We start from the raw sequence: 25834 nt of genomic DNA, 5'->3' as shown, positions 1-25834 counted from the left end.
AGGGTGGCCGCGACGAGCGGCCACGCGCCGAGCGTCCTACGGTGAGGGGGTGCGGTGAAGGGGCGAGGCCGGGTGACACGCGTACCGCTGACCCTCCCGGCCTGCCCGTCCGGATGCGTGGCCGCTCGGCCCGGGATGCGGCCACTCGATGTGGGATCTGCACAGCCCAGCCACCAGGGGGGTCTGGAGGTACTGGATGCCGCGGCCCCTGTGGACCGGAGCGATCAGCTTCGGGCTGGTCACCATCCCGATCAAGGTGGTGTCCGCCACCGAGAACCACTCGATCTCCTTCCACCAGTACCACCTCGAGGACATGGGCCGTATCCGGACCCGCAAGGTGTGCGAGCTCGACGGTGAGGTCCTCTCCCAGGACGAGATCGGCAAGGGGTACGAGATCGCCAAGGACCGGACCGTGCCCGTCACGGACGAGGAGCTCGACCGGATGCCGTTGCCGACGGCGAAGGCGATCGAGATCGTGGCGTTCGTCGACGCGGACCAGGTCGATCCGGTACGGATCAGCGACAGCTACTACCTCGCGACCGACGGCCAGGTCGCGGCGAAGCCGTACACCTTGCTGCGCAAGGCGCTGGAGCGCAGTGACAAGGTCGCCGTCGCCAAGTTCGCCTGGCACAACCGCGAGCGTCTGGGTCTGCTGCGGGTGCGGGACAACGCCATCGTGCTGCACTCCATGCGGTGGCCGGACGAGATCCGCAGCCCCGAGTCCCTGGCGCCCGGCGATGTCGAGCTGGACGAGGACGAGATCGAGCGGGCCGTCCAGCTCACCGACACGATGGCCCTCGATGACATCTCCGGCTTCCGGGACCGCTACCGGGACGCTCTGGAGGAGCTGATCGCGGCCAAGTCGGAGGGCAAGGAGCTGCCGGAGCCGCGCGGGGGCGAGGAGGAGGAGGAGTCGGGGAAGGTCATGGACCTGATGGCCGCGCTGAACGCCTCGGTGAAGGCGGCGAAGGAGACGCGCGGCGAGGCCACCGGGGCGGAGGGCGAGCACGCGACCGTGCACGAGATGACGTCCGGCACCCGGAAGCGGGCTGCGAAGAAGACGGCCGCGAAGAAGACGACGGCCAAGAAGACGACGGCCAGGAGTGCGGCGGCCGGGAAGACGACAGCCGGGAAGACGGGGAAGACAGCCGGGAAACCGGCGCGGAAGGCGGCTGCCAGGAAGCGGACGGCGTCCTGAGTCCGGGGCGTTGCCTCACCCGAGGTCGTCCGGGGCGAGGTCGGGTCGCAGCCGGTGCCAGGAGGGCTGGCGCAGCCGCCCCGCCCTGGTCCGGGTCGCGTACCGCACCTCGCCGACGAGCCGCGGCAGCACCCATCGCGCACCCGCGATCGGAGGCACCTCGTCGAACGGGCAGGTGTCGATCTCGGCGACCCGGAGCAGCTCGCCGAGGGTGGTCCGCTCCGCGTCGCTCCACCCCGTCCCGACGTTGCCCGCGTAGCGCAGCAGCCCGCCCTCGTGCCGTTCGCCGACCAGGAGCGCTCCGGGCAGCCCGTCCAGCCGGCCGCGACCGGGCACCCAGCCGCCGACGACGACATCCACGGTGTGTACGTGGCGGATCTTGATCCAGGTGCGGGAGCGGACCCCCGGCTCGTACGCGGAGGAGAGCCGCTTGGCGATCAGGCCCTCCAGTCCGGCTTCCCGGGTCATCCCGAGGGCTTCCTCGCCGTGCCCGACGACGACCGCGGGTGTCGACCAGTGCGCCCCGCCGAGTCCCAGCCCCTCCAGGGCCGTGCGGCGTTCCGTGTAGGGCAGCGGGAGGAGGCTGGTGCCGCGGAGGAACAGGGCGTCGAACAGGACGAGGTGGGCGGGGACCCGCTCGGCCATGCGGGCGGCTCGGGCGGGCGACCCGGCGAGTCCCATGCGGGACTGCAGGCGTTCGAAGTCGCTGCGCCCCTGGCTGTCCAGTGCGACGATCTCGCCGTCCAGCACGGCCGGTACGCCGTCGAGCGCGGGGCCGAGCGCCGCGAGTTCCGGGTAGGCGGCCGTGATGTCGGCACCGGAGCGGGCCAGCAGTTCCACGGTGCCGTCTCCCGGCAGATAGACGACGGCCCGCTGGCCGTCCTGCTTCACCTCGAACGCCCATTGGTCGTCGGCGGCCGGGGGCGGCAGGGTGCCGGGCGTGGCGAGCATCGGGGCAATCCGGGGCAGAGTGGCCATGGATCCACCTTCTCAGCCCGCGGCGGTACTTTCCCGGCCGCTTTCCCGGCCGTCTGAGTAGAGTGGGAAAGTCGCGGCAAATCCGGCATATCGGATCCAGGGTTCACTCTCCGGGAGACAAGACATGAAGGTCGCAGTGATCGGCGGAACGGGACTCATCGGCTCACAGGTGGTGAAGTTCCTGAACGCGGCCGGACATGACGCGGTACCGCACTCGCTGTCCACCGGTGTCGACCTCCTCACCGGCCAGGGACTGCCCCAGGCGCTCGAAGGGGCCGATGCCGTCGTCAACCTGACGAACTCGCCCACCTTCGACGACGTCTCCCTCGACTTCTTCCGGATCACGATGGACAACCTCCTCGCGGAAGCCGAGCGGGCGGGGGTCGGCCACGCGGTGGTGCTGTCCATCGTCGGCGCGGACCAGGTGCCCGGACTCGACTACTACCGGGCCAAGGTCCTCCAGGAGGACGTGCTCAAGTCCGGGCCCGTCCCGTACTCGATCGTCCGGGCCACGCAGTTCTTCGAGTTCATGGACGCTGTGCTGTCCTGGACCGACGACGGGGAGACCGTCCGCCTGCCGTCCACTCCGCTGCAGCCCATGGCCGCGGCCGATGTCGCCCGGGCGGTGGCCGACGTCACCGTCGACAGCCCTCTCGGCGGCACCCGCAACGTCGCCGGCCCCGACGTCTTTCCGTTGGACGAGCTCGGCAGGATCACGCTGGCCGCCCGCGGCGACACGCGCACCGTCGTCACGGACGCCAGCGCCGGAATGTTCGCGGCCGTACCGGGCGACGCCATCATCGCCAAGGGCGACGTGCTCATCGCGCCCACCCACTACCGCGACTGGCTCGCGACGGCCTGACCGGCGCGGCCGGCCCGGCGGCGGGGCTGCCCCGCCGCCGGGCGGGATGGCGCGGGTGGCCCGCTCAGGCGCGGGCGAAGGCCAGCAGGTCCGCGTCGAAGACGTCCTTGAACGGGGCGACCATCGACAGGCCGTGCGGCGCTCCCTCGTACACCTTGAGCGTGGCGTGCTTGACGATCTTGGAGGACTTCTCAGCCGAGGCCACGATGGGGACGATCTGGTCGTCGCTGCCGTGGGCGATGAGGGTGGGGATGTCGAACGCCTTGAGGTCCTCGGTGAGGTCCGTCTCGGAGAATGCCTTGACGCAGTCGTACGCGCCCTTGATCCCGACCTGCAGCGACCACAGCCAGAACGCGTCGCGGGTGCCCTGGGAGACGTCCGCGCCGGGGCGGTTGGCGCCGTAGAAGGCCGCGCTGAGCTCCTGGTAGAACTGGGAGCGGTCGGTCGCGACGCCCTTGCGGATGCCGTCGAACACGTCGCGTGGCAGCCCTTCCGGGTTCGCCTCCGTCTTGAGCATCAACGGCGGGATCGCACCGAGCAGCACGGCCTTGGCGACCCGCCCCGTGCCGTGGCGGCCGATGTAGCGCGTCACCTCGCCGCCACCCGTGGAGTGGCCGACCAGGATGATGTCGCGCAGGTCGAGCTCCTCGATCAGCGCCGCCAGGTCGTCGGCGTACGTGTCGAGGTCGTTGCCGTTCCAGGGCTGTCCGGAACGGCCGTGCCCGCGCCGGTCGTGGGCGATCGCGCGGAAGCCGTTCTCCGCCATCAGCCGGGCCTGCGGATCCCACGCGTCGGCGTTCAGGGGCCAGCCGTGACTGAATACGACGGGCTGTCCCGTTCCCCAGTCCTTGTAGAAGATCGGCGTACGGTCCTGCGTGGTGATGAACGGCATGACGGGTCCTCTCGAACGAGTCGGTACGGACTGTGTGCGCCCACCGGATCGGCTGCGCGGCACGTCGGCCGGGCCGCGCGACTGCCGGGCCGCGCCCGGCACGCACGGGCCCGGAGGCGCTGATGTCGACAATTTACCGCCGCTGGGAGGATGCCGCGATCGGCGCAGTGGCGCACCGCGGCGCAGGTCCCCGTGCCCGGTGTACCGAGGTGCGGGGACCCGGGTCCCACGGCCTACCGGCTCACCGGCTTCCGGGCCACGATGCAGACATCGGGTCGTTTCGCACGCCCGACGGGTGCCTGTTCCAGGCGCGCCGCGACGACGAGACCCGCCCCGCGCAGCAGCTCCGCGAGGCGGTCCAGCGGCAGGAAGTAGGAGCGGAAGGACACCGGGTGGCCGTACGCCTCGGCGGGGCTCAGGTGTTCGTCCTCGCCGATGTAACCGCCGAGGAGTACATGTCCGCCGGGTGCCAGGGTGCGGTGGAACTCGGCGAAGACACCCGGCAGTTGCTCCGGTGGGGTGTGGTGCGTGGAGTACCAGGCCAGGATGCCGCCCAGTTCGTCGTCCGCGACGGGCAGAGCGGTCATCGAGCCCTCGGTGAACCGCAGTCCGGGGTTGCCCTCCCGGGCGATCCCGACCATCGAGGGGGAGAGGTCGATGCCGAACGCGTCCAGGCCCAGTGAGGCCAGGTGCGCCGTCACCAGGCCGGGGCCGCAGCCGAGGTCCGCGACCCGGCCGTTTCCCCCGGCCCGCACCAGTTCGGCGAAGGCGGCCAGCATCGCCCGGTTCAGAGGGTCGAGTTCGGCGGGCCGCGGGACCCGTACGGCGTAGGTGGCGGCGACGGTGTCGTACGAGTCCCGGACGGCGGCCAGGTGGGAGTGATCGGTCATGCCCCCGACCCTAGGCAGTTGGTCAGTTGTAGCCGAAGCCCCGGGGGAGCGGAGCCTGTTGGAACAGCCGGGCCGGGATCGCGTCGGCCAGCGCCCGGTAGCCCGCGGGGTTGAGGTGGAGGTGGTCGCCGGTGTCGAACGACGCCTGGAGCCGGGTGGGGGCGAGCGGGTCGCGCACGGCCCGGTCGAAGTCGAGCACGCTGTCGAAGCGGCCGCTGGTGCGGATCCAGGTGTTGACGGTCTGTCGTGCCTCCTCGCGGTAGCCGTCGGGGTCGTCGTACCCGGTGTTGGCGCCGATGGGGGTGAGTGTCGCCCCGTACACGCGGATGCCCTGGGTGTGGGCCCGGGTGATGATCTGCTCGTACGCGGCCATGACGTCGGCCGCGACCTGCTTCTGCGCGGCCGGTGTCGCCGCGGCCGTGCCGATGTCGTTGACGCCCTCGAAGACGAGCAGCCAGTCGACGCCGCTCTGTGCCAGGACGTCGCGGTCCAGGCGGGCCAGGCCGTTGGGGCCGAGGCCGTCGTTGAGCAGCCTGTTGCCGCCGGCCGCCTGGTTGACGATCGCGGCTTTCGCGGTGGCGGGGCCGGACGCGAGGCGCTTGTGCAGGAGGTCGGGCCAGCGGTCGTTCTTGTTGGTGGTGGAGCCCCGGCCGTCGGTCAGGGAGTCTCCGAGAATGACGGCGGCCGAGGTGGTGTTCCTGGACCAGACCTCGATGCCGCTGAGGAAGTACCAGTGGTCGGTGGGCGTCGCCCCGGTGAGGTCCGTGTCGCCTACGTGGTTCCCGGACTGCAGGTAGGAGGTCGTACGGGAGCCGGGGTGCGAGGTGATCGCGGTGGAGGCCTGACCGTCGGCCAGATAGGCCGTCGCGGTGAGGTTGGAGCCCGGCTCGAGCCGGAAGTCCAGCGGGTCGGAGACCGCCTGGGCACCGGCGGGCACCGAGACCGAGGAGCGACCCTGGAAGGTCACCTCGTGTGTGGTGCCCGGCTGGACCGCACTGGTTCCGGCCTTGCCGTCGCGCGGCAGGGCCACGGTCACCTTGGTGATCGGCAGCACCGCGCCGCCGAACGCGTTGGAGAAGCGCAGCCGGATGTGCTCGCCTCCGGCCGAGACGTGGACGGTCTGCCGCAGGGTGGCATCCGTCAGCACGGAGCCCTCCTGGGTGAACGGCGCAGGAGGCATGTTGCCCGGCTCCGTCAGCTGCGGCATGGACGTCCAGGTGCTCACCCAGCGGGCGTTCCGTTCCGTCGGCCCGGGGGAGCTGCCCGGCCCGTGGCCGCCTTCCCCCGCTCCGATCGCGGGGGTGGCGACGGTGGCGGCGAGCGCTGCGGTGGCGAGCAGACTGAGGATCGATGATCTTCGGTTCACGGTGGTGCTCCCTCTGGGCGGGTGGGGGAAGCAGGGCATGAAGAAGGAGGGGCAGGCGGGGAGTTCGGTCCACGTACATGGACGGCGTCCTCACTTGCGCCCAGGGATTCAGGCGGCAGGCTAGCTCTCCGACAGATTTCGGTCAACGCTTCGAAAGTTTTCGTTCGTTGCTCTCGTGCGTCGGGGGAACCCGCACCGTCAAGCGCCCGCATGGGAGTTGGGTCGGGACGGTGCCGTGAAGCCGACGTCCGAGGCCTGCGTCGTGACGTCGGCATCCCCGCTGATCGCCCACGCGGCAACCCGTGAGACCACGGCGGCCGGGATCACCCCGCTGATTCCGGGGGCCGCCGGGATGTCGTGTGTGGCGTGGGCGTCGTGCGGAAGGATGACCCGGTAGCCGAGCGCCAGGGCGGTACGGGCCGTCGCCTGGACGCACATCTCGGACATCAGCCCGCAGACGGCGAGCGATCGCACGCCCGCGCCGGTCAGCAGGCCGCCCAGTGCCGTCTCCCTGAACCCGTCGTCGTGGGTCTTGCGGACCACGGTCTCCATGGGGCCGGTCTCGACGGGGAGGTGGAGCTCCCAGCCGGGTGTGTGGGGCTCGTCGCCCGCGCCCGGCTGCCCGTCGTTCTGCAGATGGACGACGAGTGCCCCGGCCCGCCGCGCCCGTGCGATCAGGTCCGTCGTCCGGTCCAGGAGTCCGGCGGCGTCCGGCAGGGCTCCGGTACCGGTGGTGGAGGCCGACTGGACATCGACGACAAGCAGGGCCTCTACGGGAGTTGTGTCTGTGCTCATCCCGTCATCCTCGCGTTCGGCGCCGTACGCCTCCACGCGATTTCCCCGGTTGTGCTCAAAGGTATGACTAGACAATTTTTTGAGTAGGATGGAGGGTGGAACAGAAACGGGAGAAGGAGCGCTTCGATGGCCCTGCGGCATGCCGTGCTGGCAGCACTGCTGGACGGTGAGTACAGCGGATACCAGTTGGCGAAGGCGTTCGACATCGGCGTCGCGAACTTCTGGCACGCCCTGCCCCAGCAGCTGTACATGGAGCTGGCCAGGCTGGAGAAGGACGGGCTGGTCGCCGGCCGGCAGGTGATCCAGGAGACCCGGCCCAACAAACGCCTCTTCCACGTCACCGAAGCGGGCCGCGCCGAGCTGGAGCGGTTCGCCGCGGACGTGTCGAAGCCGTCGTTCATCCGCGACGACCTGCTCGTCAAGGTCCAGGCCGCCGACCGCATCGGCACCGAGCCGGTGATCGAACAGCTCCAGGAGCGGGCGTCCGCTGCCGAAGCGAAGATCGAGCTCCTCGGCAATCTGCTGCGGCAGTTCCGCGGCGACCTGGACGAGGAGGAGTACCTGCGTACGGGCGAGCGGGTCGGCCCGTACCTGACGTGCCTGCGCGGCCTCGCCTTCGAGGAGGGGCACCGGGACTGGTGCCTGCGGATCGCCAACGTACTGAGAGAGAGGCGGACGACCCGTGCCGAGCGGTGAGTACCTGCGTTACGTCGCACTGGGCGACAGCCAGACCGAAGGGGTCGGCGACGGCGACGACGCCACCGGCCTGCGGGGCTGGGCGGACCTCTTCGCCGCGCGCGTCGCGGCCGCCAACCCCGGTCTCCAGTACGCCAATCTGGCTGTACGGGGACGTGTCGCCGGCCAGGTCCGCGCGGAACAGCTGGGTCCCGCGCTGGCCCTGCGCCCCGACCTCGCCACCGTGCTCGCCGGGGTCAACGACCTGCTCAGGCCCGGTTTCGACGCCGAGGAGGTGGCGGGGCACCTGGAGGAGATGTTCGCCGCGCTCACGGCAGCCGGGGCCCATGTGGTGACGATGACCTTTCCCGACGTCGGGAAGATCGCGCCGATCGCCCGGCCGGTCAGGTCCCGCGTCTTCGACATGAACGCCCGCATCCGCGCGGCGGCGGCCCGGCACGGCGTCACGGTCGTCGACATCGCACCGCAGCCCGTCGCCACCGACCCGCGGCTGTGGAGCGAGGACCGGCTGCACGCGAGCCCGCTCGGCCACGAGCGGATCGCCGCAGCCGTCGCCCGGGCCATCGGCCTGCCCGGGAGCGACGACAGCTGGGCGCTCCCACTACCGCCGCAGGCCGTTCCCTCGGGTCTGCAGGCCGCACGGGCCGAACTGCGCTGGGCGGCCGGGTTCCTCGGCCCCTGGCTCGGACGACGTCTGCGCGGCAGGTCCTCCGGCGACGGCCGCACCGCGAAGCGCCCCGAGCTCCTGCCCCTGAGCACCGCACCGCCCGTATCCCCGGTGGACACGGGCCTCCTGGAGCCCTCGTAGTCGGGTCCGTCCGTCGTGCTCGCGGGCGCAGGGCGTGACCCGCGAGCGACAGGCGCAGGGCGCACTCGTCCTCCGACTCGACCGTGACGGTCATGCCCCAGTGCTCGCTCAGCATCCGGCCGACGTCGACGAGCCGCGCGCGCTCCTCCCGGCTGTCGCCGGACGCGTCGGAGGCGGACGCGGAACTCTGGATCCCCGTCGAGCGGAATCCGGTCTGATCCGGTCCGATCCGGTCTCTGTGATCCGGTCCGAGCCGGCCGGGGCGACGGGAGGAGCGCGCGGGGAACGACGGCGGGCACCATGGGGCCATGACCCACGTGCTGTCCACGCAGTCCGCCATCCCCGCCGGTTCTCTCGTCGCCGCTCCGCATCCCGTGCTCCGCGCCCCGGGCCTGGTGCTGCGGCCGTGGGACACCGCCGACGCCCCGGTCTTCCTCGACGCCTATCGGGATCCCGAGATCCGGCGCTGGCACACACGGAGCCCCGCATCCGAGGAGCAGGCCCGTGAGTGGTTCGCCGGCTACCGCCAGGACTGGACAGAGGAGAAGGCCGCCAACTGGGCGGTGACCCGCGACGGCAAAGAGGTGCTCGGCCGCATCGCGTTGCGCGGGATGAACCTCGAGGACGGCGTCGCCGAATGCGCGTACTGGGTCCTCCCGGCCGCACGCCGTACCGGTGTCGCGTCCGGCGCGCTCACCGCCGTGAGCGAATGGGCGCTGGGGGAGGCCGGTTTCCACCGTCTGGAGCTGGACCACTCCACCCGTAACGAGGCGTCCTGCCGGGTCGCCGCCAGGGCCGGCTTCGTCCTGGAGGGCACCAAGCGCAGCTCGGCCGTCCACCCCGACGGCCGGCACGACATGCACCTGCACGCCCGCCTCCGGGTGGGCGGGAGCCCCGCCCACCCGGAGTCCTGACGCCGCGCGAGGCGGTGTGTCCGAGAGACCGGGCTCCCGGCTCGGCCTCGCCGCACCCCGCGCGACCGGCGGACAAAGAATCTTGGAAGGGCGTGTCGATACGCCGGGGTCCCGTACGTCGTCATGGTGTACACGGAGAACGTGTACCGGACGCAAGACAGAGCATGACAAAGCACGACAGGAGCCGGACCATGAAGTACATGTTGCTGATCCACAGCGGTGCGACCGACGAGAGCGGGGGCGCCGCCGAATGCACGGTCGAGGACTGGATGGCCTACGACAAGGAGGTCAAGGACGCCGGGATCCTCGTCTCCGGTGAGTCGCTCGCCGACCTGGTCACCGCCACGACGGTCCGTGTCGGCCCCGCCGGGGAGCGGACCGTCACGGACGGGCCCTTCGCCGAGACCCGTGAGGTCCTGGGCGGTTTCCTCGTCATCGACGTACCGGATCTCGATGTGGCCCTCGACTGGGCCGCCCGGTGCCCGGGCGCGCGCGGCAGCGGGTCGGTCGTCGTGCGGCCGGTCGCCGACTTCGGGGCCTGACAGTCATGGACGAGGGAACCACCGGGCCCCGGCTGCCGGAGGACGGGCCGCCAGCGGTGTCCTCCGTCGCGTCGGTCTTCCGCGAGGAGCACGGCCGGCTGCTGGCTTCCCTCGTCCGTCGCTTCGGTGACCTGGACCTGGCCGAGGAGGTCACCTCCGACGCCATCGAGGCGGCTCTGGTGCACTGGCCGGTCGACGGCGTACCGGCCAGACCCGGCGCCTGGCTGCTGACGACGGCCCGGCGCAAGGCCGTCGACCGGCTGCGCCGCGACCAGGCGTACGCCGCCCGGCTGGCCGTCCTGCAGGTGGAGGCGGACCGGGCCGGGCACGCCCCGCCCGCCGACGTGGACGGCGGCCTCCCCGACGAGCGGCTGCAGCTCTTCTTCACGTGCGCCCACCCGGCGCTCGGCGCCGAGGACCGGAGCGCGCTGACCCTGCGCTGCCTGGCGGGTCTGACGACCCCCGAGGTCGCGCGGGCCTTCCTCGTACCGCCGACGACGATGGCGCAGCGGATCGTGCGGGCGAAGAAGAAGATCCGTGAGGCCCGCATCCCGTTCCGTGTGCCCGGCGCGGACGAGTTGCCGGAGCGCCTGCCGGGGGTGCTCCAGGTCCTCTATTCGATCTTCACGGAGGGGTACGCGGCCTGCTCGGGCCCGCAGTTGCAGCGGATCGCCCTGGCGGAGGAGGCCATCAGGCTGGCCCGGATCCTGCACACGCTGCTGTCCGCCGAGCGGGAGACGGCCGGGCTGCTCGCGCTGATGCTGCTGATCCATGCCCGACGTGACGCCAGGACAGGTCCCGACGGGGACATCGTGCTGCTCGACGAGCAGGACCGGGGCCGTTGGGACGCCGCGATGATCGAGGAGGGCACCCGTCTGGTGCTCACCGCACTGGGGGGCGGCCCGCCCGGCCCGTACGGGGTGCAGGCAGCCATCGCGGCACTGCACGACGAGGCCGGTTCCGTCGCGACCACCGACTGGCCGCAGATCGTGGCGCTCTACGACGTGCTGCAGGCACTCGCCCCGTCGCCGGTCGTCGCTCTGAACCGGGCCGCGGCGGTGGCGATGCGCGACGGGCCCGAGGCCGGGCTGGCCCTCCTGGACGCACTGGCGGACGAGCCGAGGCTGCGCGCCTATCACCCCTACGCGACCGCGCGCGCCGATCTGCTGCACCGTCTCGGCCGCCGGGCGGAGGCCGCGGAAGCGTACCGGGAGGCACTCGGTCTGGCAGGTACGGAGCCCGAACGCGCGCACGTGCGGCGGCGGTTGGACGAGATCGAGGACGACGGCCGCTGAACACCGTGGTGGATGCCGCGGCATGGGTACGGATCCCGCCCGGGGCCGCCGTATCTCCGTCGCCGACGCGGTCCGGGCCTGACAGGCTGTCCGTCATGAGCTCAGAACCCGTGCGCCCGGATCCGGTCCGCCACCACGACCACGGTCAGTGGCTCGTCCGGTTCACCGGACGGGTGCTCGTGGTCTGCCCGAAGTGCGGTGGCCGCGCGCTCGTCGTGCCTCTGCCCGTTCAGGAGGCCCCGAAGTACTTCAGCGACCTCCTCTTCCGGCCCCGCCGCCTCAGCTGCGCCGGCTGCGGGGCGGTCGCCGGGTGGACGGCCGAGGAGCGGGGCACCGGGCTGGTCGGCGCGGTGCCCGGCGGTACCGAGGACCCCTTCTTCCGGCGGCCGCTCTGGCTCCAGACCCGCTGTGCGGGACGGGTCCTGTGGGCGTACGACGAGGAGCACGTGGACGCCCTCGCCGCCTACGTGGGCGCCCGGCTGCGCGTGCGTCACGCCTCCCCGACGATGGGGATGTTCGCCCGTCTCCCGGCCTGGATGAAGTCCGCGGCGCGCCGTGACGAGGTGCTGGCCGGCCTGGTGACCCTCCGGTCCCTCGCTCGTCTCTCGGCCCCCGCCGACCGGTCGGACGCGGCCCACGAACGCGGCGACCGCCCGCGTCACAGCGGCAGCCTGCTCTTTCGCGGAGGCCCCTACTAGGGGAGCGCCCCCGCATGCCGGCAGCCGTACCCGAGAGCCCCTGCTGCTCTGCCGTACGACACGTCAGATCACGGCGAGCCGGTCCACCAGCAGCTCGGCTCTCCTCTCGGCGTCTCCTGCGGGCAGCCGTCCCGCCCGGGTCAGGGTCGCCAGCCCGTGCAGGGACGCCCAGAACACCTCGGTGAACAGTCCCGGGTGGATGCCGTCCCCGGCGACCTCGCCGAGGGTCTCCAGCAGTGCGGCGAAGGCGTCCTTGAGGGGCTCCGGGGTCGCCTCGTCCGCGAACGTCAGGCCGCCGTCGAGCTGGAACATGGCGTCGTAGACCGCCGGGTTGTGTGTGGCGAAGTCGAGGTAGGCGCGGGCGAGAGCGGTGACGCGGGCGCGCGGGCCGTCCGCGGCGGAGCTCGCGGCCCGAACCGCCGCGGCCATCTCGGCGGCGCCTTCGAGGGCGACGGCGCCGATGATCTCGCGCTTGCCGCGGAAGTGGCTGTAGAGGACGGGCTGGCTGTACTCGATGCGCTCGGCGAGGCGGCGGGTGGTGACCGCGTCCCAGCCCTGCTGCTCGGCGAGTTCGCGGGCCGTCGCCACGATGAGGCGCTCGCGGGCCGCCCGTTCGCGCTCCTTGCGTTCCTGTACCGACATGACTCGATCCTAGCACCGCTAGACAATCAAGCATCAGTAGTACTAGCGTTGCCTCATCAGCTAGCAACGCTAGAAATCAGAGGGGTCATCATGTTCAACGCACTCGAGGTGTTCACCACCGTGATCGTCGGCGTGATGGTGGGGGTGGAGTTCTCCGTCGCCTTCGTCATCAACCGGATCCTCGACGCACTCCCCGGCGACAACGGCCAGCTCGGCCGCGCCCACGGGGGCCGGATGCTCGGCGCCGTGATGCCGGTCTGGTACATCGGCTCGCTCGTCCTCGTCGCGGTCTGGGCGGTGGCCGGATGGCACGACGGCGCCGGACTCGTCGTCACCGCCGGCGGGCTGCTGATCCTCAGCGTGATCATGTCGGTCCTGCTGCTCGTCCCGATCAACAACCGTGGCAAGACGTGGACCCCTGAGAACCGGCCCGCCGACTGGAAGCAGCAGATGAACCGCTGGGACCGCTTCCACTACGTACGCGTCGCCGTCATCATCGCCGCCTTCGCCCTGCTGGTCGCCGCCCTCGTCTGATCCCGCGGGCGACGCGAGGTGCAACCGTTGAGTTGCATCCAAATAGGTGCTGTGCAACTCTGGGGTTGCAAGTAACGGGCGGCGATGAACGGAGTCATCTGATGAGCGAGGACCGGATCGAACGCGAAACCCTGATCGACGCGCCCCTGGAGCGCGTCTGGTCCCTGGTGGCCCAGCCCGGGTTCTGGGTGGCCGACAAGGCGAGCCTGCCCGGCACGGTGGCCGAGGAAGGGGCAGTGATGATCGCGAAGCACCCCGAGCACGGCGACTTCCCGGTGCGCGTGGAGAAGGTCGAGCCGCCGACGTACCTGGCGTACCGCTGGACCAGCGCCTTCCCCGGGGAGGAGCTGCGCGAGAACAACAGCACCCTCGTGGAGTTCACGCTGGCCCAGGAGGGCGACCGGACGCGGCTGCGCGTCGTCGAGAGCGGGTTCGCCGCGCTGGCAGGTACCCAGGAGCTGCGCACCCAGAACCTCAAGGACCACAGCGGAGGCTGGCCCCTGGAGCTCGACGCGCTCAAGTCCCGCGCGGAACAGCCCTCCACGTGACGGAAGAACGCCCCGGCGCGGCCGAGGTCGTCGACGGTGTCCTCGGCGCACTGGCCGACCCGACGCGACGCAGGCTGCTCGATCTGCTCGCCGCACAGGGCGAGGCCACCGCGACGACGCTCGCCGAAGGGCTCCCCGTCTCACGGCAGGCGGTGGTCAAGCACCTCGCCGTTCTGGATGCCGCCGGTCTGGTGACCGGCGGCCGGGTCGGACGCGAGGTCCGTTACACGGTGAGGCCCGCCGCGCTGGACGCGACGGCACGGTGGATGGCCACGCTCGCCACCGACTGGGACCGACGGCTCGCCGACATCAAGCGCGTCGCCGAGGCGGCCGAGCGGGATTCGCCCTCGACACCACCCGACTGAGGAGGCACCCATGGACACGACAGAACTGCGCAGCGCCTACGGCAGGTTGCTCGATGCCGCGGCGATCCCCGACCTCGGCGACGCCGACGACGGAGGCTGGGACGCCGACCAGATCCTGGCCCATGTCCTCAGTGTCGATGCCGCGACCGCGGCGGTCGCCCTCGGTGTCGTCGCCGGCTCGCGGCCCTCCTTCGACAACCGGATCTCCCTCGACACCTGGAACCTCCGGCGGATCGTCGACGAACACGCGGGCCGGGCGGATCTGATCGATCACGTCCGCAGCCAGGCCGCCGTCCTCTGCGACATCGCCGATCGGCTCGACGAGCAGGCCGTCTCCGTTCCGGTGCCGACGCTCCTCCTGTCGAACGACGCGCTGGTGCTGGACCGGCCGATCCCGCTGTCGAGCCTCATCGGCGGCCTCGCCGAGAGCCACGTGCCGGGGCACACCCAACAGCTCCTCGACCTCTCCGCCGCTCTCGGGAAGCCCTGACGGACCCGGCTCCGGCGAGTTCGGTCGGGAGCAGTCCGAGTCCACGCCCCTCCGCGCGGCTGATGGACTGCTGAGGCGGGAGTGTGTGTCTGCTGCGGGTCGGTCAAGGAACCTGATCGGATCGGTTCGCAACGGTCGGGTACGGCCGGGGTACCTGCTGCCAGGGTTGCAGTCGAAAGGGAGGCCTCGTGATCTCGGCACTCAACCAGCTCGTCGACCTTGTCGAGGAGCACCTCGTGGAGGAGCTCGACGTCGACGGGTTGGCCGGGGCGCTCGGCACGACCGAGTACCACCTGCGCCGGATGTTCTCGTCGTTGGCCGGCATGCCGCTGTCGGAGTACGTGCGGCGGCGTCGTATGACCGTCGCCGCCGCCGACGTCGTCCGGGGTGAGGAGGACCTGCTGGGCATCGCCGTCCGGCACGGATACGGCTCGAGTGAGGCGTTCGGACGCGCGTTCCGAGCGGTCCACGGTGTCGGCCCCGGTGATGTGCGCCGTGACGGAGGCCCTTTGCGCACACAACCACAGCTCAGGTTCCGCCTGACCGTCGAAGGGATTCTCCCCATGGACACCCGCCTCACCGGCCGCCCCGCGTTCAGGCTGGTAGGACACGCAGCCCGAGTTCCGCTCATCCACCGGGGCGTCAACCCGCATATCCAGGAACACATCACCGCGCTGCCTCAGGAGGAGCATGTGCGACTGAAGGCCCTCAGCGACTCCGAACCCGCGGGCCTGCTGCAGGTCAGCGACGACCTCGACCCCGACGGCAGGGAGGGCAGCGAACTGACCTACCTGCACGGAGTGGCTGTCGGCCGGGACACGCCGGTCCCGGACGGGCTCGACACCATCGACGTACCGGCTGGAATGTGGGCGGTCTTCCGTACCAGCGGACCGCATCCGGATGCCCTGCAGACGGCCTGGGCCGCGACCGCGACCGAGTGGTTCCCCTCCAACCCGTGGCGGCTGCGGCCGGGACCTTCGGTCGTCGCGGTCCTCGAGCGCGCGGACGATTTCAGCACTGCGACCTGTGAGCTGTGGCTTCCCGTCGAACCCGCGTGACGCTGTCGACCTCCTGGTGACAACCTTTGTGCATCACGTGATGAGCCGAGTCGTCCTGGGCAGGACCGCGACGCGGATCCGGCGGACCTGAGGGTGCCCGGGCGCCATACTGGGCCGCCGGAGTACAGAGGGGGACACACAGCGCATGAGGTACGGGGCAGACGGTACGGACCTGCCGGAGCACATCGGCGGGTATGCCGTGGAGCGGGAGTTGGGGGCCGGCGGGATGGGCACCGTGTACCTGGCGCGTTCGCGCGGCGGGCGGGCGGTGGCCGTGAAGGTGGCCCGCTCGGAACTCGCGGCCGACCCGCACTTCCGGGAGCGGTTCCGCGCCGAGGTCGCGGCCGCGCGCAGCGTGGGCGGCTTCCACACGGCCCAGGTGGTGGACGCCGACCCGGCCGCTGCGGCGCCCTGGCTTGCCACGGCGTACGTTCCCGGGCCCACGCTCTCCGCGCTCCTCGAGGCAGAGGGGCCGATGGGCGAGGCGCGGATTCGGCAGCTGGGTGCCGCGCTCGCCGAGGCGCTGGTGGCGATCCACAGCTGCGGCCTGGTGCACCGTGATCTGAAGCCCGGGAACATCATCATGGCCGCGGACGGCCCGCGGGTCCTGGACTTCGGTATCGCGCGGGCGCTGGAGTCGACTCGCCTGACCGCCACCGGTATGGCCTTCGGGACGCCGGGGTTCCTGGCGCCCGAACAGGCGGAGGGGCTGGAAGTCGGCGGCGCCGCCGATGTGTTCGCTCTGGGTGCCGTGCTCGTCGCGGCGGCGGGCGGCAGCGCGTTCGGGGCGGGTACGCCGATGGGCCTGATGTACCGGTCCGTGCACGCGCCGCCGGATCTGACCGCGGTGCCGGAGGGCCTGCGACCGGTCCTGGCGTCGTGTCTGGCCAAGGATCCGGCACAACGGCCCACGCCGGGGGAGTTGTTGGATCTGCTGGCCCCGGCGGTCGCGGGTGGCTCCCCGACGGTGGTGGTACCCGCACCACCGGTGGTGGTACCCGCACCGCCGTCCTATGCCCCGCTCGGCGCCGTCCCGTGGCACCAGGCTCCGACCGTACTCGCCACCGACGCCGCTGCTCCGGAGGACACCGACCTGGTCTTCGTCGCGGTTGCCCCGGAGAGTTCCCTTCTGATCGACGCCATGGGCGTCACGTGCGAATCGGCTTCAGGCGAACTGCAGTTCACCTGGACCGAGATCAGCACGGTCGAGTACGCGGCCGAGGGTTCCAAGAACCTCAAGGTCACGGTCCGCCTCCACAGCGGCGCCACCCACCTGTGCCTGATCACCGCTCGCAGGCGGGCGCGCCTCCAGGAGTGGTTGGAGGACCTGCCGCTGATCCTGGAGTGCTTCCTCTGACGCCCGTTTCCGGCGGTTACGAGGGCATGCGGTGCTTGCCGCGCAGTACGTCGACGTAACTGCGGACGTCGCGTTCGGTGGGCAGCCCGGCCGGGGCTTTCCGGTCTGCCGGGGCGGGTGTGCGGCAGGGGCGGCAGAGACCGTCGGGCAGCGACTCGGCGGGCCCCGGGCGGCCGCATTCGGTGCACTCGACCAGCAGGCGGCGTGCCGGGGTGCCCGGTGCGGGTGCGGATGCGGGTGCGGTGTCGGGAAGGCGGGCCGGGATCTTGTCGAGGAGCCGGCGGCGTACGAATCCGACGGGGGAGCCGATCCGGTCCGGGAGCCCGGAGACGAGTGCCTGGGCGAGGTAGTCGGCGCTCACGCCGCGTACGAACCAGGCTGCGGCCAGGTCTTCCAGGGCGCCGCAGTCGGAGGCGGAGAGCGCGAGCCGGGGTTCGGTGCGGCCCAGTCGGGCCAGGGCGAGGTACGCGGGGGAGGGGCCGCTGTCCGGCGCCGGGTCCGGATTCCGTTGCTGCGGTACGGAGACGGCGACCACGGGCTCAGCCGCGTCGACCGGTTCGGTGGCGACCGATTCCGCGTCGGTGGCGACCGGGGGAGTGGTGGCGGCGGCCGGTTCGGTGGCGACCGGGGGCGTGGCGGCGGCGGCCGTCGTCCCGGCTGCCCGGCCGCTTTCGGCGTCGAGGTGGGCGGCCCACCATTCGTTGTCCCGGGCGGTGCGCGACCAGAAGGTGAGGGTGACCCAGCGGCTCTGCCCGAGCGCCTCGACCCTGCACCGCACGTGGCGCAGATGCCCGGCGATGCCCAGGGCGCGCAGGGCGGTGCCGATGGCCATCTGCCCGTACAGGGGAAGGTCCTTGGCGAGCGACTTGATGTCCATGGCCGCACCGTCGGGCAGGAGGTCGACGTATCCGGCGATGTACCGCTCCCGCTCCGGCAGCAGCGCGAAATCGGCGGCACCGGACGGGCGTTGGCCGGGCGCGGAGCGCTTGCCGTAGCCGCGGTGGGCTTTCCGGTACGGGCGGGAGGGGCGTGCGGGCGCGCGCACGGCGGAGCTAGGCTGCTCGGTAGCCACGAGATCGCTCTTTTCGATCTTGGGGTGAGACCCCGGCCTGGTGCTTCCAACACCGCGTCGGGGTCGTTCAGTTGTGGGAACCGTAAGCAGGCGCGACACTCCGCCGCAAGTCGGTCACGATTAGTCATACTTGCTGGCCGTGACGGGTCGGGGAGGGTGGGGAGGTTCTTCCCAACCTTCTTTTACCCACCGGGTGAAAGGCACCGCTCGAATCCCGGGCCTCGCATCCCGACCCCCGGATCCCGAAGCTCGAGCGCCGGGCCGGGACCCCTCTCCGTACCCTCGAAAGAGCGAACGGACCCGGTCCGACGCTCGGATCCCAAGTTTCGGGACCCGGGCGTCGGACCGGGTCCGCCCGGATCGGTACGGGGATCAGATGCGCACGGCGGCCTGGTAACTGCCGACGGTGTTCATCGATTCGTAGCGGACGTAGGCGCCCGGGTAGGGGGCGTGCAGCACGGTGTTGTTGCCCGCGTAGAGGCCCACGTGCGAGGTGTTGCTGAAGAAGACCAGGTCGCCAGGCTTCAGCTGGCTGCGCGCGATGTGGGTGCCCCTGTTGATCTGGGTGAACGTGGTGCGGGTGATCTCGACACCGGCCTGGGCGTAGGCCCACTGGGTCAGACCCGAGCAGTCGAACGAGTTGGGGCCCGTGGCGGTGCGGACGTACGGCATCCCCACGCGTGTGTCGGCGGCCCGGAGGGCGGCGGCGCCGAGGGCGGACGCGGGAACCTCGTTGCCGAGCTCGACCCGGTCGCCGGCGGCGCGGCTGGCGCGCTGCTCACCCTCGGCCATCTTGGCGCGATCGGCGGCCGTCAGGGTGTTCAGCAGACGCTGGGCCTCGGCGAGCTTGCTCTGGAACTTCTGCTTGTTCTTGCCGAGGGCCTCGCGTACGTCGGCGAGGGTGCCGAGCTTCTCCTGGGCCTCCTTGCGCTGCTGCGCGAGGGTCCGCTGCTTGGCCTTGATCTTCTGGAGCGACTCGGTCTGCTTGGCCGTCAGCTGGTCCAGTGCGGAGGCCTGGTCGAGGAAGCTGTCCGGGTCCGACGCGAGGAAGAGCTGGACCGAGGGGTCGATTCCGCCGGACCGGTACTGCGCGGTGGCGATCGAACCGAGTTCGCGGCGCAGGGAGTTGAGGTCGGCCTGCTCGCGGGCGACCTTGTCCTGGATCGCGTCGACCTGCTTCTTGAGCTTGTCCTGCTTCTCCTTGGCCCCGTTGTACTTCTCGGTGGCGGCCTCGGCCTCGTGGTAGAGCTTGTCGACCTTCGCCTTGACCTCGCTCTTGGTCGGCTTGGGGTCGGCGTGGGCTGCCTGCGAGGTCAGTGCGACGGCAGCGGCGGCGGTCGCGGTGAGCACGGTCACGCGGGTGCGGCTCGGCTGTTTGGGACGACGGTGGGACGCCACGAAGGCGACTCCTTCCTCCTCGAGCCGTACCGGGCTGTGGGGCGGTGAATCCCCGGCTCCGTGCACGTCACGGACTCGACGGTGCCTTCACTGCCACCCCGGATGGGTGATCAATCGTGCGAAGACCCGAGGCTCGACCCTATGAACATCTTGTGCTCAGTTCAATCAGCAACGGTCGAAAATCGACACAGGAGGAACATCCTTTACCCACATTCCACGGTGCGTAACGTGGACCTGACGGTCCGTTCGGAGAGGCGAGAGGCCCCGTAATCTCGCTGATCGCTGATCGCGTACTGCCGCCTGCCCAGAGCCTACGGACCGTGCGTACCGGGAAGCCGGACCGTGACGAGGAGACCGCCCGCCGGGCGGGGGACGAGTTCGAGGGTCCCGTCATGGGCGCGGACGATGCTCTGCACGATGGCCAGACCGAGGCCCACCCCGGCGTGCTCGTCGGCGCGTACGCGTTCCGTTCCGCGCTGGAAGGGTTCGGTGAGGGTCGGTACCAGCTCCGGTGGGATCGGACGGCCCGTGTTCTCGACCCGCAGCACGCTCGTGTCGCCGTGCGTTCCGGTGTGGACGGTCACGGTGCCGACGGGAAGGTTGTCGGCGGGGACGGTGCCGTCTTCGGGGAGGTTGTGGACGATGGCGTTCTGGACGAGGTTCGTCACCATCCGCAGCAACAGCTCCGCGGAACCGCTGGTCCGGGCCACCCCGCCGGGGACGTCGAGGGTGATCCGGCGCTGTTCGGCGAGGGGGAGCACCGTCTCCGCGGCTTCCTCGGCGATGAGGGAGAGGTCGACGCTCTCGCGTGCGAAGTTCCCGCGGTCGCCGCGCCCGAGCAGCAGGAGGGCCTCGGTGAGGTCGATCGCCCGCGCATTGACCGCGTGCAGGCGTTCGATGAGTTCGTCCCGTTCCCGCGTGGGGTCCTTGCGGGCGACATCGAGGAGTGTCCGTGAGATCGCCAGCGGGGTGCGCAGTTCGTGGGACGCGTTCGCGGCGAACCTCTGCTGCTCGGCCACGTGGGACTCGAGTTGCTCGAGCATCGAGTCGAACACGTCGGAGAGCTCCCGGAACTCGTCCTGGCGGCCCTTCAAGCGGATCCGGTGGGACAGCGTCCCTTTCCCGGCCCTCCGTGCCGCATCCGTGATCTGTGTGAGGGGCGCGAGCATCCGGCCGGCGAGGATCCATCCCCCCAGGAGGCCGAGCACCAGCAGGAACACCAGGACCGCGGCCGCCCTCGGGGCGAAGACGCGCAGGAGGTTGGACCGGACGGGAAAGACCCCACTGGTGGGGTTGCCGGTGGAACCAGGGACGATGAGCGCCTGCTCGGGTACGTAACGCAGGAGGAACAGCCACACCGCGCCGAGCAGCAGGGCGCCGGCGATCATGAGGAACGCGGCGTAGCTGAGGGTGAGTTTGAGGCGAACACTCGGACCGGGCGTTCTATCCACGGTCTCCTCCTGCGTGTCCGGCCACCGGCTGGACGTCGATGCGGTAGCCGACGCCGGGCACCGTGGCGATGACCCATGGTTCGCCGAGCCGTTTGCGCAGTGCGGAGACGGTGATGCGCACGGCGTTGGTGAGAGGGTCGGCGTTCTCGTCCCAGGCCCGTTCCAGCAGCTCCTCGGCGCTGACGACCCCGCCCTCGGCGGCGACGAGGACTTCCAGCACGGCGAACTGTTTGCGGGTGAGCGCGACGTAACGGCCGTCGCGGAAGACCTCCCGGCGGAAGGGATCGAGCCGCAGGCCCGCGATCTCGCGGACCGGGGGCCGGGCGTACGCGCGTCTGCGGTCGAGCGCCCGCAGCCGCATCACCAGCTCCCGCAGCTCGAACGGTTTGGTGAGGTAGTCGTCCGCGCCGAGTGCGAACCCCGATGCCTTGTCGTCGATCCGGTCGGCAGCGGTGAGCATGAGGATCGGGATGCCGCTGCCGGACGCGACGATGCGCCGCGCGACCTCGTCACCGGAGGGGCCGGGGATATCGCGGTCGAGGATCGCGAGGTCGTAGGAGTTGACCCTGAGGAGCTCCAGGGCGGAGTCGCCGTCACCGGCGATGTCGGCGGCGATCGCCTCCAGCCGCAGGCCGTCACGGACGGCTTCGGCCAGGTAGGGCTCGTCCTCCACGATCAGTACGCGCATGCCCGAAGCCTAAGCAGCAGACCATGCCGTCGACGTACGCGAAGTCGCGCGCCCACCGGCCCCACGACTCAGCCCGCCGGCACCGACACCGGCTCCGGCTCCGGCTCGGGGTGAGGCCGGTCCGACGGCGCTTCCTCCCTGGTACACCACCAGCGGCGCGACGCCAGCGCGGCCAGTACGGCGCCGACGGCGTTGACCAGTACGTCGTCCACGGAGGACACCCGGTCCAGGTCCAGCACGTACTGCGCGGTCTCGACCAGGAGCGAACAGCCCGCCCCGAGGGCCAGGATCCGCGGCAGGGACGCCAGTACCGCGAACCGTATCGGGGCGAAGAACCCCAGCGACGCGAAGACCAGCAGGTTGCCGACGATCCCGAGCGTCCCCATCGTGACCAGGTCCCGCAGCGGCACCAGGCTCACCCGGGCGGGGACGACGCCGGCTCCGCCGCCCGGCATCATGGTGAGCCAGAGGAACGGCACCGTCCCGTGGACCATGCCCACCTCGGCCACCGACCTCCGCCACGCCGACGTGGCGCCGGCGGCACGCCGAAGGCGCGCCAGAACCCACACCACCAGCAGGGCCAACGGCAGCGTGACCAGGGTCATCAGCACCACACCGTTGAACGTGTCCCAGCAGCCGTGCCACCGCCCGGCCACGCACCTCGGAGCGGCCATGAACAGCATCCCCCGAAACACGAACAATGCGCTCGCCACGCCGAGGACCGCCAGGCTGAGGAACACGATCCTGCGGGTGCGGCGGGGCGGTACTGACAGGGGTGCGTTGTGGACCATGTCAGCCATTGAAGGCTGAGGCCTGTTGCCAGGGCGTATGCGATTTTCGATATGCCCGCGATACACGCAGCCTCCCGAACCGGGGAAGTGAACCAAGCCGGCGGCGAGATCACCCCACCCGTGCCCTGCCCGACGCCACCACCGGCATACCACCGACAGGGCACCTCATAAGATCCCGCTCATGGACATCACGGGTGGGGACCTTTCACAGCAGGACACGGACCGCGGCGCGATCGCGGAGTTCGTCTACCGGCCCACGGCCGCGGACTTCGAGGAGGCGCTCCGCGCACGCGCGCGCCGGACACCGGCAGGCCGCGCCCAGGCGCTGATGGCACCGCTGGTGGCCACTGCCGCAATGCTCGTGTTCCCCACGTTCCGCGAGACCTCGATGCCCGTATGGATCGTCTCGCTGGTGTTCTGCGTGGGAGTTGCGTCCTGGGGCACCGTACGAGGGTTCCGCACCACGGCACGTCGAATGTTCAGCGTCATGGAGCCCTACGGGGAGTGCCGCATGGTGGCAGACGACCGCGGCGCGGCCACCACGGGCGAGCGGATGTCCTTCACCACCGACTGGGCGGTGTACCGGGAGTACCTCGAGACCCCCGGGCTCTTCGTCCTGCTGGGTGGTGAGCGCGCGGCCGGAATCACGGTGACGCCCAAGCGGGGCGCGGAGGACCCCACGGACGTGGACCGACTCAGGGCGATCCTGGACCGGAACCTGAAGCGGCTCTAGATCCCGCGCACCGCCGATTCACCGCCGCGGGGAGGGACCTTGTGGGCGACGGATCACCACGACCGCGCTTCGCGTCGATCGCATCCGCGGGCCGGGTGCGAGATCGGTAGACCGGAGGCGTCCGTTCCCGGAGCAGGAACTCGACGGACAGCGGTGTTGATGCGCAGGAAATGTCGCAATGCTGCGCCGGGCTCCCGGACGGGTAGTGGTGCCTTCTTGCGAGTCTGGTTAGTCATTGGGCTCCTCCGCAGGATGACTCTCTCGATAGAGAGCGACGAAGCGTTTGGTCAGGCGGGCGAGGTCACGTACGTACTCGAAGGCGGTGAACTGAGGTGTCTCGGCATCGGGGCGGGCGTTCAACTCCAACAAGCGATGGGCGGTCCGGTGCATCTGTCCCTCTGGTGCCCAGGCAAACGCAGGGTCCTCGGTGAGAAACAGGTTCAGTGCACCGCGCAAACGGCCGGCCAAACGGTCGATGTCCTCCCGAGCGGGCATGCACAGCGTGATGGCCAGTGCCTCGTCCACGGAGTCACTGATCCCCTCCAGATCGAGCGGTGAGGCATCAGACCCGACGACGGGGTCCCGGCCGGGCCCATGGCTCTCTGTCACGGCGGTCATCACGTACTCCTGCCTTGTCCACTTTTGATTGCGGTGTGTGAAGAGCTAACTGCGGGAGGTGCATGTCCGGGTACCGTGAGTGGGAGGCCTGACCGTGAAAGCCGTGAATTCTCCGGGAGTTGGCAATGGCCAAGGAACCTCAGGGCGAACGCAATACGGGACTTGAGAGCCTGCTTGAGCAGGCGCAATGGTCACGTACGCAGCTCGCCAACGCTGTGAATCGCGTGGGTGCTCAGCTCGGCATGACTCTCAAGTACGACCACTCGGCTGTCTCCCATTGGCTGAGCGGGACCCAGCCGAGGGAACGGGTCAGGCGGATCATCCTTGAAGTTCTCGAGCGCAGGATCGGCCGTCCGTTGACGCACGCCGAGGCGGGCCTGCTGCAGCCGAAGAACGGCGAGACCACAAAAGGAGAGGACACGGTCGAGTCGCTCCTGGACCTGGGGAGAGCCGACATGGACCCCTCGCGACGCGGTGTCCTCGCCGCCGGAATGTATTCGGCAGCCCTTGCTGTACCCCTCTTCGCCGGTGAGGCGCACGCGGAGGAGCGGGAACGCGCCACAAAACCCACCGGCCGTATCGGAACAGCCGAAGTGGCGACCGTGCGAACCATGACTGATCGCATTGCGGACATCCTCGACGAGCTGGGTGGTGGACACGCACGGCCCATGGCTGCGGCTTTCCTCGTCAACACTGTCGCTCCGTATCTCCGCGCCCAGGCCACTGAGTCAGTCAAGAGGGACATGCTGTCCGCAGCGTCGGACCTGACGTACCTGACCGGCTGGATGGCGATGTACGAGCGGCAGCACGGCCTCGGACAGCGCTACTACGTCAAGGCGTTGAAGCTCGCCACGGAAGCCGATGACCACGTGACGTACTGCCGGACGCTGCGCGGAATGAGCCTGCAAGCGACGAGCCTGCGCCATGGCCAGACAGCCTTGAGGCTGGCGGACTCCGCGGCCGAAGCTGCGCCGAAGGCGGGCCCGAGGTTGGTTGCCTTCCTTCGCGGTCAACAAGCACACGCGGCAGCCATGGTGGGTGACCGGAAGCAGGCTTTCGCACGGCTGGGGGAGGCGGAGGCGGCCCTCTCGCAGGCGGATTCCCGACGGGAGTCCATCGGGGGGTACGACCAGACGGCGTACCAGTTCCACGTCGGCCACGTCCTCTACGAGACGAAGGACCTCCCAGGATCGATTGCGGCCCTGAAGACCTCGATCCGTTCTCAGCCGAGACAAGAGCGCCAAGGCCGGTTGCACGCCCATGCGGTGATGGCGCTACGACAGTACGAGCTGGGGCACATCGAAGAGGCCTGCTCCACCTGGAGCACTTTCCTCGACGACTACGAGGGAATGGCGACCGCCCGAGGTGACGATCACTTCGACACGATGCGGAAACGACTCGCTCCGTACCGGAAAGTCCGAACGGTGAGAGACCTCGGTGAGCGTGCCCGGCAGGTCGCTGCGCTGAAAGGGTAGTGGCGTGCGAAAGAGTGCGAGGCTCACCCTCGTGAGGTTAGGGCGAAGCGCAGATTTGGCTTAACTGCCCTGGCCCGAAGGCGGGCCGATCTGGGCTGGTCCGTCCATCGATTGGAAAGTGCGTCGGCCTCACGGCGGTAGCCCGGAGAAGACTGTTCTGACGAAGGCCGCGGGAAGCGTTCTTCGAGGCGTTTCAGGCCGTGCTACTGGTACGACGCCGTGGCCGAGCATGCATGAAGTGCTGATGCACGCGCGGCGCCCCGTACTGCTGGGTACAGCCGCCGTCGTTGCGGACGGCGTCATCTCGCGCACGGCCTGCACGAGAAGCGGACCTCTTCGTCGGACGCGTCGAATCCGGCCCGGACCCGCAGCGGGCCCGGGCCAGACTCGTGCTGCTAGGAGTTAGACGACGCTGCCGGTCCAGTGCTTGACGGGTCCGGTGAGATTGGTGCCGGTGCTGGTGAACGTGAACAGGGAGTCGAGACGGCGGCCGTCGGCGGTGGTGCTGCCTTCGTAGAGAACGCCGAGGTCGTCCTTGCCGTCCTTGTTGTAGTCACCGGAGGTCAGCAGGCTCACGTTCCAGGTGAAGGAGCCCGAGCTGGTCCAGGAGGTGGTGGGGTTGTTGAACGCGGTGCCGTTGCTGGTGAACGTGAAGGCGAGGGAGACGTACTTGCCGTCGG

At 70.4% G+C, this 25834-nt stretch carries 29 protein-coding genes and 1 pseudogene; 17 read left to right on the top strand and 13 right to left on the bottom strand.

From position 1 onward, the window contains the following. Positions 1–196 precede the first annotated feature (196 nt). The gene (locus ABZS61_RS19710) at positions 197–1198 is read left to right on the top strand and encodes a Ku protein (protein WP_356422421.1); all 1002 of its coding nucleotides are present in this window, start codon (positions 197–199) and stop codon (positions 1196–1198) included. 15 nt (positions 1199–1213) lie between these two features. On the opposite strand, the gene ligD is transcribed toward ABZS61_RS19710, so the two are convergent. Next, on the bottom strand, positions 1214–2176 hold the full coding sequence (gene ligD / locus ABZS61_RS19705; RefSeq protein WP_356422418.1) for a non-homologous end-joining DNA ligase: 963 nt from the start codon (positions 2174–2176) through the stop codon (positions 1214–1216). Positions 2177–2300: 124 nt separating this feature from the next. Between ligD and ABZS61_RS19700 the strand changes: the two genes are divergently transcribed. Next, positions 2301–3038 carry an NAD(P)H-binding protein gene (locus ABZS61_RS19700; protein ID WP_356422414.1) on the top strand — a complete coding sequence of 246 codons (738 nt, stop codon included), beginning with the start codon at positions 2301–2303 and terminating at the stop codon, positions 3036–3038. Between the two features lie 64 nt (positions 3039–3102). Here ABZS61_RS19700 and ABZS61_RS19695 read toward each other — a convergent pair whose 3' ends face one another. The 4 genes from ABZS61_RS19695 to ABZS61_RS19680 form a co-directional block, all read right to left on the bottom strand. After that, positions 3103–3930, bottom strand: a complete 828-nt coding sequence (locus tag ABZS61_RS19695; protein WP_356422411.1) for an alpha/beta hydrolase — start codon at positions 3928–3930, stop codon at positions 3103–3105. Between the two features lie 233 nt (positions 3931–4163). Beyond that, positions 4164–4820, bottom strand: a complete 657-nt coding sequence (locus ABZS61_RS19690; RefSeq protein ID WP_356422409.1) for a class I SAM-dependent methyltransferase — start codon at positions 4818–4820, stop codon at positions 4164–4166. Between the two features lie 22 nt (positions 4821–4842). Then, positions 4843–6186 (bottom strand): SGNH/GDSL hydrolase family protein, encoded by a 1344-nt coding sequence (locus ABZS61_RS19685; protein ID WP_356422406.1) that lies wholly within the window; start codon positions 6184–6186, stop codon positions 4843–4845. A gap of 198 nt (positions 6187–6384) precedes the next feature. Further along, complete coding sequence (locus ABZS61_RS19680) at positions 6385–6981, bottom strand: isochorismatase family protein (RefSeq protein ID WP_356422404.1); 597 nt, start codon at positions 6979–6981, stop codon at positions 6385–6387. Between the two features lie 126 nt (positions 6982–7107). Here ABZS61_RS19680 and ABZS61_RS19675 point away from each other — a divergent pair, with 126 nt between their 5' ends. From ABZS61_RS19675 to ABZS61_RS19645, 7 genes are all read left to right on the top strand, one after another. Continuing rightward, positions 7108–7677: a PadR family transcriptional regulator gene (locus ABZS61_RS19675; protein WP_356422401.1), complete on the top strand. Its 570-nt coding sequence runs from the start codon at positions 7108–7110 to the stop codon at positions 7675–7677. Next, the gene (locus ABZS61_RS19670) at positions 7664–8485 is read left to right on the top strand and encodes an SGNH/GDSL hydrolase family protein (RefSeq protein WP_356422398.1); all 822 of its coding nucleotides are present in this window, start codon (positions 7664–7666) and stop codon (positions 8483–8485) included. The genes ABZS61_RS19675 and ABZS61_RS19670 overlap by 14 nt, the downstream gene beginning before the upstream one ends. A gap of 92 nt (positions 8486–8577) precedes the next feature. Beyond that, positions 8578–8703 (top strand): hypothetical protein, encoded by a 126-nt coding sequence (locus ABZS61_RS19665; protein WP_356422395.1) that lies wholly within the window; start codon positions 8578–8580, stop codon positions 8701–8703. A 90-nt stretch (positions 8704–8793) separates the two neighbouring features. After that, complete coding sequence (locus ABZS61_RS19660) at positions 8794–9399, top strand: GNAT family N-acetyltransferase (RefSeq protein ID WP_356422392.1); 606 nt, start codon at positions 8794–8796, stop codon at positions 9397–9399. A gap of 191 nt (positions 9400–9590) precedes the next feature. Next, the gene (locus ABZS61_RS19655; protein WP_351181475.1) at positions 9591–9941 is read left to right on the top strand and encodes a YciI family protein; all 351 of its coding nucleotides are present in this window, start codon (positions 9591–9593) and stop codon (positions 9939–9941) included. A 5-nt stretch (positions 9942–9946) separates the two neighbouring features. Then, on the top strand, positions 9947–11236 hold the full coding sequence (locus ABZS61_RS19650) for a DUF6596 domain-containing protein (protein ID WP_356422388.1): 1290 nt from the start codon (positions 9947–9949) through the stop codon (positions 11234–11236). Between the two features lie 95 nt (positions 11237–11331). Beyond that, entirely contained in the window at positions 11332–11934 is a 603-nt protein-coding gene (locus tag ABZS61_RS19645; RefSeq protein ID WP_356422385.1) for a hypothetical protein, read from the top strand. Positions 11935–11997: 63 nt separating this feature from the next. Here the strand turns inward: ABZS61_RS19645 and ABZS61_RS19640 are convergent, their stop codons facing one another. Further along, on the bottom strand, positions 11998–12576 hold the full coding sequence (locus tag ABZS61_RS19640; protein ID WP_356422382.1) for a TetR/AcrR family transcriptional regulator: 579 nt from the start codon (positions 12574–12576) through the stop codon (positions 11998–12000). A 90-nt stretch (positions 12577–12666) separates the two neighbouring features. Between ABZS61_RS19640 and ABZS61_RS19635 the strand changes: the two genes are divergently transcribed. From ABZS61_RS19635 to ABZS61_RS19610, 6 genes are all read left to right on the top strand, one after another. After that, on the top strand, positions 12667–13110 hold the full coding sequence (locus ABZS61_RS19635) for a DUF1772 domain-containing protein (RefSeq protein WP_356422380.1): 444 nt from the start codon (positions 12667–12669) through the stop codon (positions 13108–13110). Between the two features lie 101 nt (positions 13111–13211). Continuing rightward, complete coding sequence (locus ABZS61_RS19630; protein WP_356422377.1) at positions 13212–13658, top strand: SRPBCC domain-containing protein; 447 nt, start codon at positions 13212–13214, stop codon at positions 13656–13658. Then, positions 13655–14023: a metalloregulator ArsR/SmtB family transcription factor gene (locus ABZS61_RS19625; RefSeq protein WP_356422374.1), complete on the top strand. Its 369-nt coding sequence runs from the start codon at positions 13655–13657 to the stop codon at positions 14021–14023. The genes ABZS61_RS19630 and ABZS61_RS19625 overlap by 4 nt, the downstream gene beginning before the upstream one ends. A 10-nt stretch (positions 14024–14033) precedes the next feature. Beyond that, positions 14034–14513: a hypothetical protein gene (locus ABZS61_RS19620; protein WP_356422371.1), complete on the top strand. Its 480-nt coding sequence runs from the start codon at positions 14034–14036 to the stop codon at positions 14511–14513. 188 nt (positions 14514–14701) lie between these two features. Continuing rightward, positions 14702–15571 (top strand): AraC family transcriptional regulator, encoded by an 870-nt coding sequence (locus tag ABZS61_RS19615; protein ID WP_356422368.1) that lies wholly within the window; start codon positions 14702–14704, stop codon positions 15569–15571. Positions 15572–15716: 145 nt separating this feature from the next. Continuing rightward, positions 15717–16928 (top strand): serine/threonine-protein kinase, encoded by a 1212-nt coding sequence (locus tag ABZS61_RS19610; RefSeq protein ID WP_356422365.1) that lies wholly within the window; start codon positions 15717–15719, stop codon positions 16926–16928. 16 nt (positions 16929–16944) lie between these two features. On the opposite strand, the gene ABZS61_RS19605 is transcribed toward ABZS61_RS19610, so the two are convergent. The 5 genes from ABZS61_RS19605 to ABZS61_RS19585 form a co-directional block, all read right to left on the bottom strand. Beyond that, positions 16945–18000: a MarR family transcriptional regulator gene (locus ABZS61_RS19605; protein ID WP_356422362.1), complete on the bottom strand. Its 1056-nt coding sequence runs from the start codon at positions 17998–18000 to the stop codon at positions 16945–16947. A gap of 372 nt (positions 18001–18372) precedes the next feature. Next, complete coding sequence (locus ABZS61_RS19600; RefSeq protein WP_356422358.1) at positions 18373–19398, bottom strand: NlpC/P60 family protein; 1026 nt, start codon at positions 19396–19398, stop codon at positions 18373–18375. A gap of 311 nt (positions 19399–19709) precedes the next feature. Then, positions 19710–20849: a HAMP domain-containing sensor histidine kinase gene (locus ABZS61_RS19595; RefSeq protein ID WP_356422355.1), complete on the bottom strand. Its 1140-nt coding sequence runs from the start codon at positions 20847–20849 to the stop codon at positions 19710–19712. Continuing rightward, complete coding sequence (locus ABZS61_RS19590; RefSeq protein ID WP_356422352.1) at positions 20842–21537, bottom strand: response regulator transcription factor; 696 nt, start codon at positions 21535–21537, stop codon at positions 20842–20844. Before ABZS61_RS19590 ends, ABZS61_RS19595 begins: the two co-directional genes overlap by 8 nt. A gap of 68 nt (positions 21538–21605) precedes the next feature. After that, on the bottom strand, positions 21606–22328 hold the full coding sequence (locus ABZS61_RS19585) for a VanZ family protein (RefSeq protein WP_356422349.1): 723 nt from the start codon (positions 22326–22328) through the stop codon (positions 21606–21608). A 181-nt stretch (positions 22329–22509) separates the two neighbouring features. On the opposite strand from ABZS61_RS19585, the gene ABZS61_RS19580 reads away from it, so the two are divergent. Then, positions 22510–23061 carry a hypothetical protein gene (locus tag ABZS61_RS19580; protein WP_356422346.1) on the top strand — a complete coding sequence of 184 codons (552 nt, stop codon included), beginning with the start codon at positions 22510–22512 and terminating at the stop codon, positions 23059–23061. Between the two features lie 228 nt (positions 23062–23289). On the opposite strand, the gene ABZS61_RS19575 is transcribed toward ABZS61_RS19580, so the two are convergent. Next, positions 23290–23679, bottom strand: a complete 390-nt coding sequence (locus ABZS61_RS19575) for a DUF6415 family natural product biosynthesis protein (protein WP_356422343.1) — start codon at positions 23677–23679, stop codon at positions 23290–23292. A 125-nt stretch (positions 23680–23804) separates the two neighbouring features. Between ABZS61_RS19575 and ABZS61_RS19570 the strand changes: the two genes are divergently transcribed. Continuing rightward, positions 23805–25154 carry a hypothetical protein gene (locus ABZS61_RS19570; protein ID WP_356422340.1) on the top strand — a complete coding sequence of 450 codons (1350 nt, stop codon included), beginning with the start codon at positions 23805–23807 and terminating at the stop codon, positions 25152–25154. Between the two features lie 402 nt (positions 25155–25556). On the opposite strand, the pseudogene ABZS61_RS19565 reads toward ABZS61_RS19570, so the two are convergent. Then, positions 25557–25834 (bottom strand): annotated as a pseudogene (locus ABZS61_RS19565) (esterase); the annotation flags it as partial.

This window comes from Streptomyces sp. NPDC005566 (assembly GCF_040605575.1).
Taxonomy (GTDB): Bacteria; Actinomycetota; Actinomycetes; order Streptomycetales; family Streptomycetaceae; genus Streptomyces.
The sequence above is the reverse complement of the archived record's forward strand: the minus strand, read 5'-3'. Positions and strand labels throughout refer to the sequence as shown.